This is a genomic window from Nitrospirillum bahiense, assembly GCF_007828025.1.
GTDB classification, from domain to species: Bacteria; Pseudomonadota; Alphaproteobacteria; order Azospirillales; family Azospirillaceae; genus Nitrospirillum; species Nitrospirillum amazonense.
In genome coordinates this window covers 30,806-44,515 of the sequence record NZ_VITO01000012.1, presented here as the reverse complement: position 1 = coordinate 44,515, position 13,710 = coordinate 30,806, and the positions used below count along the sequence as shown (strand labels likewise).

Below are 13,710 nucleotides of genomic sequence, written 5' to 3'. Positions count from 1 at the left end.
AGGCCAAAGCGAGGACGCCAGCTTAAGCGCCCTCGCCTCCACACCCAAAGGCTTTACTTGCCCAAAGGCTTTACTTGGAGGTGCGATCCAACTTCAGGATCAGGCAGAAGGCCGAACCGCCGGACAGGCCGAAGTCGCTGACCGGGGTTTCATGCACGCGATAGCCGCGCTCCGTCAGCATGCCGCGCAGGGCCGGGCTGGCGGTGGCCAGCACGATGTCACGGCCCAGGTTCACGGCGTTGACCGCCAGGGTGCAGGCGTCGGGCTCCGGCGCCACGATCAGGTTTTCGGCGCCGAAGCGCTCCAGAATGCGGGCGTTGCCCTCGGCGGAAAAGGCGCCGGGGAAGTACAGCACCTCACCCCCCGTCAGGGGGCAGAGGCAGGTGTCCATGTGATAAAAGCGCGGGTCAACCAGTTCCAGCGCCTCGACCTCGACACCGAACAGGTCGCGCACCACGGGGGCGGCCGCCTTGTCGGAGCGTTGGCCATAGCCCAGCCAGAAGGTCCGTCGCACGGGGTCCCACACGCAGTCGCCCGCCCCCTCCAGCACCACGCCCTCCGGCATGTCGTGCACCTCGGTCAGCAGGCCCCGGTCCTTCAGCGCGTCGAAGGTGCGGCGGAACACCGGCGTCTCGCCCTGGCGCTGGGGATGGCGGAAGGTGGCGACCAGCGCCTTGCCGTCCAGCACCACGGCGGCGTTGGCGGTGAACACCATGTCAGGCAGCCCCGCATGAGGCACCGCGAACTCCAGCTCCACACCCAGGCCGCGCAGGGTCGCCACCAACCGCTCCCAGCCGCTGGATGAGCGGGCGCCCAGCAGGGCGCCCTCCTGCTGCCAGCGATCGGGCCGCATCCACGGATTGATGGCGTAGCTGACCTCGAAATGCTCAGGAGCGCACATCAGGATGCGGCCGCCGGGAAGGGCGTCGGCCACGGCGGAAGCGGCGGCGGTCAGGCGGGTATCGGGCATGGATGGGATTCCCCGGGATGTTGTTGTCGGTTGATGTCAGGCCAAATGGGTGTCAGGCCAGCGCCGCCAGGGTCTCGGCCAGGCGATCCACCGCCCAGTCCAGATCCTCCGGCGCGATCATCAGCGGCGGCGCGAGGCGCACCACCGTGTCGTGGGTTTCCTTGGACAGGACGCCGCGGCGCATCCAGTCCTCCACCACCTGGCGGGCGGTGGCGCGGGCGGGATCGATCTCCAGCCCCACCCACAGGCCCAGGCCGCGAATGTCGCGGATGAGCGGGCTGTTCAGCCCGCGCAGGCGGTCCATCAGATGGGCGCCCAGCTCCGCGCTGCGCTGGACCAGGCCTTCCTCCTCGATCACCGCCAGGGCCTCCAGACCCACGGCGGCGGCCAGCGGGTTGCCGCCGAAGGTGGAGCCGTGGCTGCCGGGATCGAACACGTCGATGACGTCGCGGCGGGCGACGAAGGCGGAGACGGGCAGCACGCCGCCGCCCAGCGCCTTGCCCAGGCACAGGCCATCCGGCTTGATGCCTTCATGCTGGTGGGCGAACCAGCGGCCGGTACGGCCCAGGCCGGACTGGATCTCATCCAGGATCATCAGGATGCCGGTGCGGTCGCAGGCCTCACGCACGCCCTTGAGATAGCCGGCCGGCGGCAGGACGATACCGGCCTCCCCCTGGATGGGCTCCAGCAGAACGGCCGCCGTGTTGGGCCCGATGGCCGCCGCCAGGGCGTCCAGGTCACCGAAGGGCACGACGCGGAAGCCGGGGGTGTAGGGGCCGAAGCCCTCACGATAGGCCTCTTCGGAGGAGAAGCTGATGATGGTGGTGGTGCGGCCGTGGAAATTGCCGCTGGCCACGATGATCTCCGCCTGGTTGGCGGGAATGCCGCGATGGCGGTAGCCCCAGCGGCGGGCGGCCTTCACCGCCGTCTCCACCGCCTCCGCCCCGCTGTTCATGGGGCAGGCGCCATCCAGGCCGGTCAGGGCGCACAGGCGCTCCAGGAAGGGCCCCAGCCTGTCGGTGTGGAAGGCGCGGGAGACGACCGCCACCTTGGACGCCTGCTCGGTCAGGGCCGTCAGGATGCGGGGGTGGCTGTGGCCGACGTTGACGGCGGAATAGGCGCTCATCATGTCCAGGTAGCGGCGGCCGGCGTCGTCGTGCACCCAAGCGCCCTGGGCACGGGTGATGACCACGGGCAGCGGCTTGTAGGTATGGGCGCACCACCGGTCCTCCAGGGCGATCGCCCCCGGGGACGAGGCATTGGCGATGTCGCCGTTCAGCCGCTGGTCCATGATGTCCTCCACCTTATCCCGGTCTCGTTGCCTGAATGGTGGCATGGGCGCCGCAGCCGAAACGGTCGAAGTTCGCGAGTGGCTCGACAGAACCGGGCGGCGGGTGGTGCGCCCGGCACACCGTTTCTGTCCTGCCGCCTTTGCGCCGGAGGCATGGGAAAGGGGCGGGACGGGCGAACCACCGGCGCCTATAACGGTTTATCAGGTCGGAAATTCGGATGCGCCGCTTGCCATCGCGCGCGGAAATCCCGATTTTCCCAATAGGTTCGCATCTCCTACCCCCCACCAGGATCAGGGAACAGACAGCCATGGCCGCCACCGACAAGACCAGCAAAGCCCCCCGCCCCGTGGTGCTGTGCATCATGGACGGTTGGGGCTATCGGGAAGAGGTGGCGGACAACGCCGTCGCCCAGGGCAACACCCCCAACTACGACCGCCTGTGGCAGGAGAGCCCGCACGGCCTGCTGTCCGCCAGCGAGGAGGATGTGGGCCTGCCCGCCGGCCAGATGGGCAATTCCGAGGTGGGCCACATGAACCTGGGCGCCGGCCGCGTGGTGTTCCAGGATCTGCCCATGATCGACCGCGCCATCGCCCAGGGCGAGTTCGAAACCAACGGGGCGCTGAGCGCCTTCAAGGCCGCCCTGAAGAAGTCCGGCGGCACCGCCCACATCCTGGGCCTGGCCTCCCCCGGCGGGGTGCACAGCCACCAGGACCATATGGTCGCCCTGGCCCGCACCCTGGCCCAGGCCGGCATCCCCGTCGCCCTGCACGCCTTCACCGACGGCCGCGACGTGCCGCCGCAGAGCGCCCTGGAGCAGCTGGCGGCCATCGAGGCCGGCCTCAAAGATGCACCGGGCGCCAGGATTGCCACGGTGGACGGCCGCTACTACGCCATGGACCGCGACAAGCGCTGGGACCGGGTGGAAAAGGCCTACCGCGCCCTGGTGTCGGCCGTGGGCGAGAGGGCCGACAGCGCCGAGGCGGCGGTCAAGCAGAGCTATGACGCCGACAAGCATGACGAATTCATCCTGCCCACCGTCATCGGCGACTATGCCGGCATGAAGGACGGCGACGGCGTGCTGATGGCCAATTTCCGCGCCGACCGCGCCCGCGAAATCCTGTCCGCCCTGGTAGAGCCAGAGTTCAGCGGATTCGATCGCGGCACGCCGGTGAAATTCGCCGCCCAGCTGGGCATGGTGGAATACTCCTCCACCCTGGCGAAATACCTGCCAGCCATCTTCCCGCCCAAGGAGATCCGCCATACCCTGGGCGAGATCGTGTCGCAGAAGGGCCTGAAGCAGCTGCGCATCGCCGAGACGGAGAAGTACCCGCACGTCACCTTCTTCTTCAACGGCGGCGAGGAAAAGGTCTACGAGGGGGAGGAGCGCATCCTGATCCCCTCGCCCAAGGTGGCCACCTACGACCTGCAGCCGGAAATGTCGGCCGATGAGCTGACGGACAAGCTGGTGGCGGCGGTGGACAGCGGCGCCTTCGACCTGGTGGTGGTCAACTACGCCAACCCGGACATGGTCGGCCATTCCGGCATCCTGGCCGCCGCCGTCAAGGCGGTGGAGGCGGTGGACCGCAGCATCGGCCGGCTGGAGGCCGCGGTGAAGCGCCAGGGCGGCGCCCTGCTGATCACCGCCGACCACGGCAATTGCGAGCTGATGAAGGACCCGGAGACGGGCGGCCCGCACACCGCCCACACCCTGGACCTGGTGCCCGCCATCCTGGTGAACGCCCCGGCGGACGTGGTGCGGCTGGAGCGGGGCAAGCTGGCCGACGTGGCCCCCACCCTGCTGGAGCTGATGGGCCTGCCCCAGCCGGAGGAGATGACGGGCCATTCCCTGCTGGTCCGCGACGCGGCGCGCGCGGCGGCTGAGTAAGCCGACACCCGAGTGAGCGCAGCCCCGGCGTGATCCCGCACAAGGCCCCGTTCCGACTGTTCCCCCTGGCGCTGGCCCTGCTGGCGCCGGGATCGGTGTGGGCTGAGCACGCCCCGCCGGTGGTGCTGACGCCCGTGGCGCAGACGGCCCCCCAAGGCGGCGCTGTCCCCCGGGACGCCCAGCGCCAACTGGATAAGGTGGAAAAGGACCTGAAGGCCGATCAGGCCCGCAAGGCCGAGCTGGATGCCAAGAACGACGCTCTGGAACGCGAGCTGGCCGACCTGCGCGCCAAGTCCGTGGCGGTGGCGGAGGACCAGCGCCGCCAGGACGACGCCCTGCGCGCGGTGGAGCAGTCGCTGGCCGGACTGGCGGCCAACGAGCAGGAGCAGGTGGCCCGTATAGACGCCGACCGCGCGGCGCTGGCCGACCTGCTGGGCGCCCTGCAGCGCCTGTCCCGCCTGCCGCCGGAGGCCATGGTGGCCCGGCCGGAGGCACCGGGCGAGATGGTGAAGAGCGCCCTGCTGTTGCGCGAGGCCATTCCCCAGCTGAAGAAACGGGCGGACGCCCTGGCCGTACAGTTGCGCGACCTGGCCGCCCTGCGCCAGAAGCTGGCGGACAAGCGCGCCCAGGCCCTGGCGGCGAAGAAGGACCTGGAAAAGCGCGAGGGGGAGTTGCGCGACCTGGTGTCGCGCCGCGAGGCCCTGTCGCAGGCCAACGACGCCGAGCTGCAGGACGTGGCCGGCCACATGGCCGTGCTGTCGGCCCAGGCCGGCGACCTGCGCGACCTGGTGGAAAAGCTGGAGGCGGAGCGCAAGGCCGCCGCCGAACGCGCCCGCCAGGCGGAGGCGCAGAAGCGCCAGCTGGCCGAGGACGCGCGGCAGAAAAAGGCACAGGAGCGGCTGGCCGCCATGGGCCGCACGCCCAAGGACGTGCCGGGCGGCACGGCGCTGGGTGGCATGACCCTGCCGGTGGCCGGCCCGGTGGCCCAGCGTTATGGCGAGCAGGACGCCGTGGGCACCACCAGCCGCGGGGTGCGCATCAGCGCCCGCGCCGGGTCGCCGGTGGTGGCGCCGTATGAGGGATCGGTGGTCTTCGCCGGACCCTTCAAGGGATATGGCCTTATCTTGATCGTCGAGCACCCCAATGGCTATCATAGCCTGATCGCGGGATTGGGTCGGATCGATACGCGGGTGGGACAACGTGTGTTGACCGGCGAGCCCATGGGCGCCATGGCCAGCGACGGAACCCCCACATTGTATTTCGAGTTGCGGCGGGGTGGTCAGCCGATCAATCCCCTGCGCGGCTTCGCGGGCACCGAGGGTAAAGGACAAGGGTGAGATGAAGAAACTGCTGACCTCCGTGGCCGTCGTGGCCCTGGTCTATCTGGCAAGCCCCCTGTCCCGGCCGCTGGACGCCAAGCCGCCGATCAAGGCGGAAACCTACAAGCAGCTGGAACTGTTCACCGAAGCGTTCGAGCGGGTGAAGTCCGACTATGTCGAGGAGGTGCCGGACGACCAGTTGGTCGAGGCCGCCATCAACGGCATGCTGGCCTCCCTCGACCCGCACTCGAACTTCATGAACAAGAAGAATTGGGAGGACATGCAGGTCCAGACCAAGGGCGAGTTCGGCGGCCTGGGCCTGGAGGTCACGGAAGAGAACGGCGTGGTCAAGGTGATCTCGCCCATCGACGACACCCCCGCCTCCCGCGCCGGCGTGCAGCCTGGCGACTACATCACCCACCTGAACGACGAGGCCATCGTCGGCCTGGGCCTGAACGAGGCGGTGGAGAAGATGCGCGGCGCCCCGGGCACCGACATCAAGGTGACCATCCACCGCAACAACGTGCCCCAGCCGCTGAATTTCACCCTGACCCGCGCGGTCATCAAGGTGCAGTCGGTGCGGTGGCGGGTCGAGGGCAATGTCGGCTACATCCGCCTGTCCGGCTTCACCGAGCAGACCCAGGTGGGCCTGGACAAGGCCCTGGCCGGCATCCAGAAGGAGCTGGGCGACAAGGTCGTGGGCTATGTGCTGGACCTGCGCAACAACCCCGGCGGCCTGCTGGACCAGGCCATCTCGGTCAGCGACACCTTCCTGGAGCGGGGGGAGATCGTCTCCACCCGCGGCCGCCGCCCGGACCAGGGCGAGCGCTACAACGCCAAGCCGGGCGACGCCATCCATGGCCTGCCCCTGGTGGTGCTGATCAACGGCGGTTCCGCCTCGGCCTCGGAAATCGTGGCCGGCGCACTGCAGGACCACAAGCGCGCCATCCTCATGGGCACGCAGAGCTTCGGCAAGGGCTCGGTCCAGACCCTCATGCCCATGCCGGGCGGCAACGCCATGAAGCTGACCACGGCGCGCTACTATACGCCCTCCGGCCGGTCCATCCAGCAGCTGGGCATCACCCCGGACATCGAGGTCCAGCAGGCCAAGGTGGAAGAGGTGGCCGCGCCCGCCGGCATCATCCGCCGGCGCGAGGCCGACCTGCCGCACGCCCTGCGCAACACCGATCCGGGCGCCAAGCAGCCCGCCAAGCCGGACGACGCCAAGGACAAGACCTCGGAAAAGGCCCCGGACGCGAAGGCGCCCGACAACAAGGGGGCCGGCGCCGACAAGGCCAAGGTCGATTCCAAGACCCAGGATCCGAAGGCGGGCACCAAGGGCCAGGACGCGCCCGGGGGCACCCCGGTGCCGCCGGCCGCCACCGGCGATGCCACGCCCCAGGATTACCAGCTGACCCGCGCCCTGGACCTGCTGCGCGGCCTGTCGCTGTTGCAGCAGTCCAAGGCCACCAACTGACGACGCCTCGAGCGGATCGCGGAAGAGCGGAATCGCTTTGCAGCGTGAATCCGCTCGTTGAACAAGCATTTGGGGCCGAGTGCGTTTCTGATTGAACGCACTCGGCTCCAGCCAACCGACGGGGACCCCTTGGCCGCCCTACCCACCCGCCTGAAGGCCTTGGTTTCGCGCTCGAACACACCGCGCAAGACCAAGCCCGCCAAGGCGGCAAAGACAACAAAACGCAAGAAGGGCGGCGATGACGACGCCTTCGAGGCGCTGCTGGCCGGCGCGGACGAGGACGCGTCCGCCGATGTGCTGGCGGCGCGCCTGGGCGTGCCCAAGCGCGCCGGCCGTGCCGGGGCGGCCGCCACTGGACCGGCCGGGGACGACCCTGAAAAGCCCCGCCGCCGGCTGAACCTGTTCGCCGTGGCCGTCGCCCTGACGGTGCTGGCCGTGGCGGGCACGGTCGCCTGGCTGGCCGCCACGGCGGAGGAGACGGCCGCCGCGCGGCGCAAAGCCACGATGCTGGCCGACATCCCCGTCACCCTGCCCCAGGGCGGCGCGCGGCCGGTGGAGGCCCCGCACCCGGCCGCCCCGGCGGAGGGCGCCGCCAAGCCCGCGGCCCCGCACGATCCCGACCCCATGGACGTGGCCGTCAAGCTGGCGCCCAGCCGCAACGAAGACCTATTGGAAAAGACCCGCGCCGGCTATCTGCCGCGCATGCCGGCCAAGGGGCCCGCGCCCTGGCAGGCCTACAGCCGCCCCTTCCCCCAGGATGACAAGCGCCCGCGCATCGCCCTGGTGATGGCCGACCTGGGCTGGTCGCCCAGCGCCCTGGACAAGGTGCTGGCCCGCATGCCGGCCGCCGTCACCCTGGCGTTCGCCGCCGGCGCCCCCAACCTGCAGAAGGCGGTGGACCAGGCGCGCGGCGATGGACACGAGGTGCTGCTGCAGGTGCCGATGGAGCCGCAGGGCTTCCCCCAGAACGATCCCGGCCCCGGCACCCTGCTGACCAGCCTGCCGGACGAGAAGAATGTGGACCGGCTGGAAACGGCCATGGCCAGCGCCACCGGCTATGTCGGCCTGACCAACCTGACCGGCACCAAGTTCCTGGCCAGCCACGACAGCCTGCAGACCGTGCTGCGCCAGGTGCAGCGGCGCGGCCTGATCTATGTCGACAGCTGGCCCACCACCGCCAGCCAGGCCACCCGCATCGCCACCCAGCTGGGCCTGCCCCGGGCGGTGTCGGACGTGCAGGTGGACCGGGCGCCGTCCGACGCCGGCGTCGCCGCCCAGTTGGCGGAACTGGAACGGCTGGCCAAGCTCAACGGCGTCGCCGTGGGCTATGCCCAGCCCTATCCCGTCACGCTGGATGGCATCGCCCGCTGGGCCGTGGGCCTGCGCGACCGGGGTATCGTGCTGGCGCCCGTCACGGCGGTGGTGAACCGCCAGGCGGATCGGTGATCCCTTGTCGACCGACAGGGCCAATGCTTTCTCCCGGTTCGATCGTGGGCGCCTTGCGTTCGGCGCGGCGATGCTGTGCTATCTGTTCCTCACCCTCATCCTGTTCCTCCTACTGCTCATCTCAGGTCGTTGGTTGCAGCTTCAGCTCGCCGGCGGTCATGCCCTGTTCTGTGGCAGCGCTACCAGTGGTGCCGACACCGGCCTGACGGCAATGGCGTTCGGGCTGGCCCTCGTCGGCGCGGCCCTGATTCAGAACGCCATAGGGTCACGCCGGGCGACCGGGGCGTTCTTCAGCCCCGCCGTGGTTCGGGGACTGCTGGGCCTGATGGCTGGCGTCGTCATTGGTTTCCTGTACCTGCTGACCGTCCAGACCTGCCTGACCGACGGGGGCCTGACGGTCAGGCGCAAGGGCCTTCTTTCAACCACCGAAACTTACGCCTTGGCCAACGTGGAACGGATTTCCCCCATCTGCTCGCATGATAAGTACGGATGGGGTGTCCGCTACACCGTCCTGCATCTGGAGGATGGACGCGCCCTTTATCTGGATAACCTGTGGCTATACGCCTTGCCAGGACGGACATCCGTGGTGGCCGCCACCTGGCCCCACACACCCGTGGACTGGGGTACCGCACCGCCCGAATGCCTGACCAGCCTTGGGCGCAGTGGCTTTATTCTTCCCTAGAGGGCGCTTGGCAAGAAACGCTGCCTCTTACCCCCTGCTTCTTCTTCGTCAACGGAAGCCGGACGCCTAGTAATAGGCAGCGTTTATGAGGAGGTCGACTACCCGTGTGCGCGTGGCGACAACGACAGCAGCGCATCCGGCCAGCCCTGACCTTTCGAGGCTGGCCGCTTCCTCCTTAAGGCCCATGGGCATTCCGGGTCGCCATCGGCATCCTGGTCGAACCCTCAACCGGCCCGATGGAGGAACCCGCATGCCCCCCAAACGCATCCTGATGATCGTCGGCGATTTCGCCGAGGACTATGAGACCATGGTGCCCTTCCAGGCCCTGTCCATGGTGGGCTACCAGGTCGACGCCGTGGCGCCGGGCAAGCGGCCGGGCGACAAGATCGCCACCGCCATCCATGATTTCGAGGGCCACCAGACCTATACCGAGAAGCGCGGCCACGACTTCACGCTGAACGCCGATTTCGAGAGCGTGAAGGCCGACGATTACGTGGCCCTGGTTATCCCCGGCGGCCGCGCGCCGGAGTTCCTGCGCCTGGACAGCCGCGTGCTGGCCCTGGTGAAGGCCTTCGCCGCCCAGGACAAGGCCATCGCCGCCGTCTGCCACGGCCCGCAGATCCTGGCAGCCGCCGGCGTGCTGTCCGGCCGCAAGGTCTCCGCCTACCCTGCCTGCCGGCCGGAGGTGACCTTGGCCGGCGGCGAGTACGCCGACATCCCGGTGGATGGCGCCGTCACCGACGGCAAGCTGGTGACCGCCCCCGCCTGGCCCGCCCACGCCGCCTGGCTGGCCCAATTGCTGAAGGTGCTGGGCGCCGAAATCAGGGTGTAGGAAAAGCAAAGCCCCCGCGCCGGGGTCACCGGGGCGGGGGCTTGACCTTCAGGAGTGTGCTGAAACCGACTTACAGCTTCACCAGCGCCTTGCCCAGGTTCTTGCCCTGCAGCAGGCCCAGGAAAGCCGGAACGGCGTTTTCCAGGCCCTCGGTCACGTCTTCGCGATAGCGCAGCTGGCCACTCTTCACCAGGGCGCCGACCTCTTCCAGGAAGGCGTCGTTGCGGTGCCAGTGGTCGGAAACGATGAAGCCCTGCACATGCAGCCGGCGGGTCAGGATGGCCGACAGCAAGGCCGGCGTCCGGTCCGGGCCGGCTGGCAGGGCGGTGTCGTTCAGGTTGCCGATACGGCCGCACAGCGGCACGCGGGCGAAGGTGTTCAGCAGATCGAACACGGCCTCGGCCACCCGGCCGCCGACATTGTCGAAATAGACATCGACACCGTTGGGGCAGGCGGCGGCCAGCGCTTCCTTGAAATTCTCCGCCTTGTAGTCGACGCAGGCGTCGAAGCCCAGCTCCTCCACCACGAAGGCGCACTTCTCCGGACCGCCGGCGATGCCGACGGCGCGGGCCCCCTTCAGCTTGGCCAGCTGGCCGACCACGGAACCCACGGCACCGGCGGCGGCGGAGACCACCACCGTCTCACCCGCCTTGGGCTGGCCGATATCGTAGAGGCCGACGTAGGCGGTCAGGCCCGGCATGCCCAGCACGCCCAGGGCCGTCGTCACCGGCAGGCCATCGGTGTCCAGCTTGTGCACCGACTTCGGCCCTGCGACGGCGTACTCCTGCCAGCCGGAATTGGACAGCACCAGATCACCCGCCTGGAAGCCGGGGACGTTGCTCTCCACCACCTCGGCGATGGTGCCGCCCACCATCAGGCCACCCACCTCGATGGGCGGGGTGTAGGACTTGGCGGCGCTCATGCGGGCGCGCATGTAGGGGTCGAGGGAGAGCCACCGCGTCTTCAGCAGCATCTGGCCGGGGCCCGCCACGGGGATGGACGCTTGCTCCATCCCGAAGTTCTGTTCCGTCGGGAGCCCTTCGGGGCGCGAGGCCAGAACAATCCTGCGGTTCAGCGGCATGTCTTTCCTCTTTTTCCTTCAGAAGGGGCGTCACCCTCTGCCGGGTGGTCCCCGTTTATTCGCTTGGAACCGGGCCTGTCGTCCGGGGCGCAAACCTTAGCCCAGGGTCCGGCACCCCGTGAAATGCCGTTGGCGCAACCCCCAACCCCACCACCGGGGCCGGGTGGCGCGCCACCTGCGGCTGTCTTCCCCCGGGCGAATGCTGAAGGCTGCTTTATCGCAAGCGCACAAAAAATCCCGGCCGCGACGGGGCGGACCGGGACTTTTCTGGCATGCGCCTAAGCTTTGAGTCGCCTCAAGCCGGATCAGGATCAGTCCGGCTTGCGGGTCAGGCTGGTGAGGGAAACCAGCTGCTGCTGCAGCTCGTCCAGCCGCTTCTGCAGTTCGTCGAACTGGCCGCCGCCGCTGGCAGGCTTGGCCTTGGGCGCCTCTGCCCCCTCCGGCTTGCCGCCTTCAGCACCGGCCAGAGGGGAGAACATGCGCATGGCCCGTTCGAACATGGCCATGTTCTGCTTGCCCACTTCCTCGAACGAGCCGAAGGGGAACATGCCGCCCAGCGTGCCCTGGAAGTAATCCCGCATCTTTTCGTGATTACGGGTGAAGGACTGCATGCTGTATTCCAGGTACTTCGGCACCATCCACTGCATGTTGTCGCCATAGAGGCTGATCAACTGCCGCAGGAAGCCGATGGGCAACAGGTTCTGCCCGCCCTTGGATTCTTCTTCCACGATGATCTGGGTCAGCACCGAGCGCGTGATGTCGTCACCCGTCTTGGCGTCGTAGACGACGAAGTCGGTGCCGTCCTTCACCATCTGGCACAGATGGTCCAGGGTCACGTAGGAGCTGGTAGCCGTATTGTAGAGACGCCGGTTGGCGTACTTCTTGATGGTGATCGGCGCGGGCTTGGGATCTTCTTTGTCGACCATAGGCGGCGTTTCCCGGCGATGTTTATCACCCGCACAACGGGTGCACTGCACATAGCTAATCCATGCAGTGCGGAACGTGCAAGCATCCTGCCAAGAACCAATGCGCGTATGTCGTTCCGCCACCGCTTTGCCAGGCGGCGGCAGGGGGTGTAGATTGAGGCCCATGCCCCGCGAAACCGACGCCCCACCGCCGCCGTCCGGCGCCCCGGAAGACGAGGCCGCCCCCACCCCCGGCGAGCCGCCGAGCGTGGAGTCGCTGGCCCGCCGCTACCTGGACTTGTGGCAGGACCAGTGGGCCGCCATGGCCGCCGACCCCGACATGACCGGCGCGTTCGCCCGCCTGGTGCGCACGCTGGGCCAAGCCGCCGCCTGGACGGGCGGTGGGGGCCAGGCCACCTGGCCGGGTGGCAATCCTTTCGCCGCCAGCGGCACGAATCCTGGGGCCGGCGCCTGGATGGGCGCGCCCTTCTTCACCCCCGCCGCCTTCCCCTGGGGGCCCCATGCCAGCACACCAAGCACCGCCGACCGGACCGGCCACGACACCCCCGCCGAAGCCCCGCCAGGGCCCCCGGCCGTTGGCGACGCATCTGACGGCGGCGATGGCCGTCTTGCTGAACTCGCAGGCCGGATTGCCGCTCTTGAACGGCAGCTCGCCGATCTGGCGCAAGGAGCTGGAACCGAGGTGCCGCCAACTGCGCGCCGATCTCGCCGGCGCCGACCCGGAAGCGGTGAAAGCGGCGGTTGAGCGTGAGACCCGGCGCCGACTCGACACACTGCTGACCGGGCTGGAACGCTACCGCCGCAACCCCTACCAGCGCGACGTCACCGACCCGCCCCCGGTGTGGACGGAGGGCAACAGCCGCCTGCTGGATTACAGCCTGCCCGGTGCCAGGGGCCCCGTGCTGCTGTTCGTGCCCTCGCTGGTCAACCGTGGCTATGTGCTGGACCTGTCGGCGCGCAAGAGCCTGGTGCGCTGGCTGGCCGCCCAGGACTTCCGCCCCCTGCTGCTGGACTGGGGTACCGTGGGCGCGGTGGAGCGGGGGTTCGACCTCACCGACTATGTCGCCGGCCGCCTGGCCCGCGCGGTGGACGCAACGCGCGACCTGATGGGCCAGGCGCCGGCCCTGGTGGGCTATTGCATGGGCGGCACGCTGGCCGCGGCGGCGGCCGTGCTGCGGCCCGAGGCGATCTCATCCCTGGTGCTGCTGGCCGCCCCCTGGGACTTCCACGCCGACGACCCGGCCGCCGCCCTGCGCACGGCCGCCGTCCTGCCTCTGGTGGAGCCGGCGCTGACCTGGCTGGGCGAACTGCCGGTGGACATGATCCAGTTCCTGTTCGCCGGGCTGGATCCGCTGCTGGCCCTGCGCAAGTTCAGCCGCTACGCCACCCTGGACCCGGAAAGCCAGGACGCCCAGGACTTCGTGGCGCTGGAGGATTGGCTGAACGACGGCGTGCCGCTGGCGGCGGCCGTGGCCAGGGAATGCCTGGGCGGCTGGTACGGCCGCAACGACCCGGCGGAGGGCACCTGGCGGGTGGGCGGCCAAGCCATCGACGCCCGCGCCATCCGCCTGCCCACCCTGGCCATCATCCCCGCCCGCGACCGCATCGTGCCGCCGGGCGCCGCCCGCGCCCTGATCGACGCCATCCCCGGCGGCGACCGGCTGGAGCCCCACCTGGGCCATATCGGCATGGTGGTCAGCGCCGGCGCGCCGGACCAGGTGTGGGCGCCCCTGTCCGATTGGCTGAGGGCGCGCCTGTAGGACGCGACCGCGTCCGCCGCAGCTTTCCGGGGAGCGTCAG

At 69.3% G+C, this 13,710-nt stretch carries 12 protein-coding genes; 8 read left to right on the top strand and 4 right to left on the bottom strand.

The window, feature by feature from the left end; all coding sequences use genetic code 11:
* Nucleotides 1–70: 70 nt before the first annotated feature.
* Entirely contained in the window at nucleotides 71–970 is a 900-nt protein-coding gene (locus FBZ88_RS17680) for a dimethylarginine dimethylaminohydrolase family protein (protein WP_145618528.1), read from the bottom strand.
* A 52-nt stretch (nucleotides 971–1,022) separates the two neighbouring features.
* Nucleotides 1,023–2,261 (bottom strand): ornithine--oxo-acid transaminase, encoded by a 1,239-nt coding sequence (gene rocD, locus FBZ88_RS17675; RefSeq protein ID WP_145618527.1) that lies wholly within the window; start codon nucleotides 2,259–2,261, stop codon nucleotides 1,023–1,025.
* Nucleotides 2,262–2,569: 308 nt separating this feature from the next.
* On the opposite strand from rocD, the gene gpmI reads away from it, so the two are divergent.
* From gpmI to FBZ88_RS17645, 6 genes are all read left to right on the top strand, one after another.
* A complete protein-coding gene (gene gpmI, locus FBZ88_RS17670) occupies nucleotides 2,570–4,147 on the top strand; it encodes a 2,3-bisphosphoglycerate-independent phosphoglycerate mutase (protein ID WP_145618526.1) in 1,578 nt (525 codons plus the stop codon).
* Between the two features lie 29 nt (nucleotides 4,148–4,176).
* Nucleotides 4,177–5,484, top strand: a complete 1,308-nt coding sequence (locus FBZ88_RS17665) for a murein hydrolase activator EnvC family protein (protein ID WP_145618525.1) — start codon at nucleotides 4,177–4,179, stop codon at nucleotides 5,482–5,484.
* Nucleotide 5,485: 1 nt separating this feature from the next.
* The gene (locus tag FBZ88_RS17660) at nucleotides 5,486–6,943 is read left to right on the top strand and encodes a S41 family peptidase (RefSeq protein WP_145618524.1); all 1,458 of its coding nucleotides are present in this window, start codon (nucleotides 5,486–5,488) and stop codon (nucleotides 6,941–6,943) included.
* 129 nt (nucleotides 6,944–7,072) lie between these two features.
* The gene (locus tag FBZ88_RS17655) at nucleotides 7,073–8,389 is read left to right on the top strand and encodes a divergent polysaccharide deacetylase family protein (protein ID WP_145618523.1); all 1,317 of its coding nucleotides are present in this window, start codon (nucleotides 7,073–7,075) and stop codon (nucleotides 8,387–8,389) included.
* 4 nt (nucleotides 8,390–8,393) lie between these two features.
* On the top strand, nucleotides 8,394–9,071 hold the full coding sequence (locus FBZ88_RS17650) for a hypothetical protein (protein ID WP_145618522.1): 678 nt from the start codon (nucleotides 8,394–8,396) through the stop codon (nucleotides 9,069–9,071).
* 250 nt (nucleotides 9,072–9,321) lie between these two features.
* A complete protein-coding gene (locus tag FBZ88_RS17645) occupies nucleotides 9,322–9,903 on the top strand; it encodes a DJ-1/PfpI family protein (RefSeq protein WP_145613324.1) in 582 nt (193 codons plus the stop codon).
* Between the two features lie 70 nt (nucleotides 9,904–9,973).
* Here the strand turns inward: FBZ88_RS17645 and FBZ88_RS17640 are convergent, their stop codons facing one another.
* Together FBZ88_RS17640 and phaR are read right to left on the bottom strand one after the other, a co-directional pair.
* Complete coding sequence (locus tag FBZ88_RS17640; protein WP_145618521.1) at nucleotides 9,974–10,984, bottom strand: NADP-dependent oxidoreductase; 1,011 nt, start codon at nucleotides 10,982–10,984, stop codon at nucleotides 9,974–9,976.
* Between the two features lie 311 nt (nucleotides 10,985–11,295).
* Entirely contained in the window at nucleotides 11,296–11,910 is a 615-nt protein-coding gene (gene phaR / locus FBZ88_RS17635) for a polyhydroxyalkanoate synthesis repressor PhaR (protein ID WP_145618520.1), read from the bottom strand.
* A gap of 163 nt (nucleotides 11,911–12,073) precedes the next feature.
* On the opposite strand from phaR, the gene FBZ88_RS30970 reads away from it, so the two are divergent.
* Entirely contained in the window at nucleotides 12,074–12,655 is a 582-nt protein-coding gene (locus FBZ88_RS30970) for a hypothetical protein (RefSeq protein ID WP_246138721.1), read from the top strand.
* Nucleotides 12,639–13,670, top strand: coding sequence for an alpha/beta fold hydrolase (locus FBZ88_RS17630; RefSeq protein ID WP_246138720.1), 1,032 nt, complete (start codon nucleotides 12,639–12,641; stop codon nucleotides 13,668–13,670). The genes FBZ88_RS30970 and FBZ88_RS17630 overlap by 17 nt, the downstream gene beginning before the upstream one ends.
* The last annotated feature ends 40 nt before the right edge of the window (nucleotides 13,671–13,710 follow it).

What these genes read in the sequence shown, in the direction of transcription:
- FBZ88_RS17680 (WP_145618528.1), bottom strand. Translation starts at nt 970, where the DNA reads ATGCCCGATACCCGCCTGACCGCCGCCGCTTCCGCCGTGGCCGACGCC.
- rocD (WP_145618527.1), bottom strand. Translation starts at nt 2,261, where the DNA reads ATGGACCAGCGGCTGAACGGCGACATCGCCAATGCCTCGTCCCCGGGG.
- gpmI (WP_145618526.1), top strand. Translation starts at nt 2,570, where the DNA reads ATGGCCGCCACCGACAAGACCAGCAAAGCCCCCCGCCCCGTGGTGCTG.
- FBZ88_RS17660 (WP_145618524.1), top strand. Translation starts at nt 5,486, where the DNA reads ATGAAGAAACTGCTGACCTCCGTGGCCGTCGTGGCCCTGGTCTATCTG.
- FBZ88_RS17645 (WP_145613324.1), top strand. Translation starts at nt 9,322, where the DNA reads ATGCCCCCCAAACGCATCCTGATGATCGTCGGCGATTTCGCCGAGGAC.
- FBZ88_RS17640 (WP_145618521.1), bottom strand. Translation starts at nt 10,984, where the DNA reads ATGCCGCTGAACCGCAGGATTGTTCTGGCCTCGCGCCCCGAAGGGCTC.
- phaR (WP_145618520.1), bottom strand. Translation starts at nt 11,910, where the DNA reads ATGGTCGACAAAGAAGATCCCAAGCCCGCGCCGATCACCATCAAGAAG.
- FBZ88_RS30970 (WP_246138721.1), top strand. Translation starts at nt 12,074, where the DNA reads ATGCCCCGCGAAACCGACGCCCCACCGCCGCCGTCCGGCGCCCCGGAA.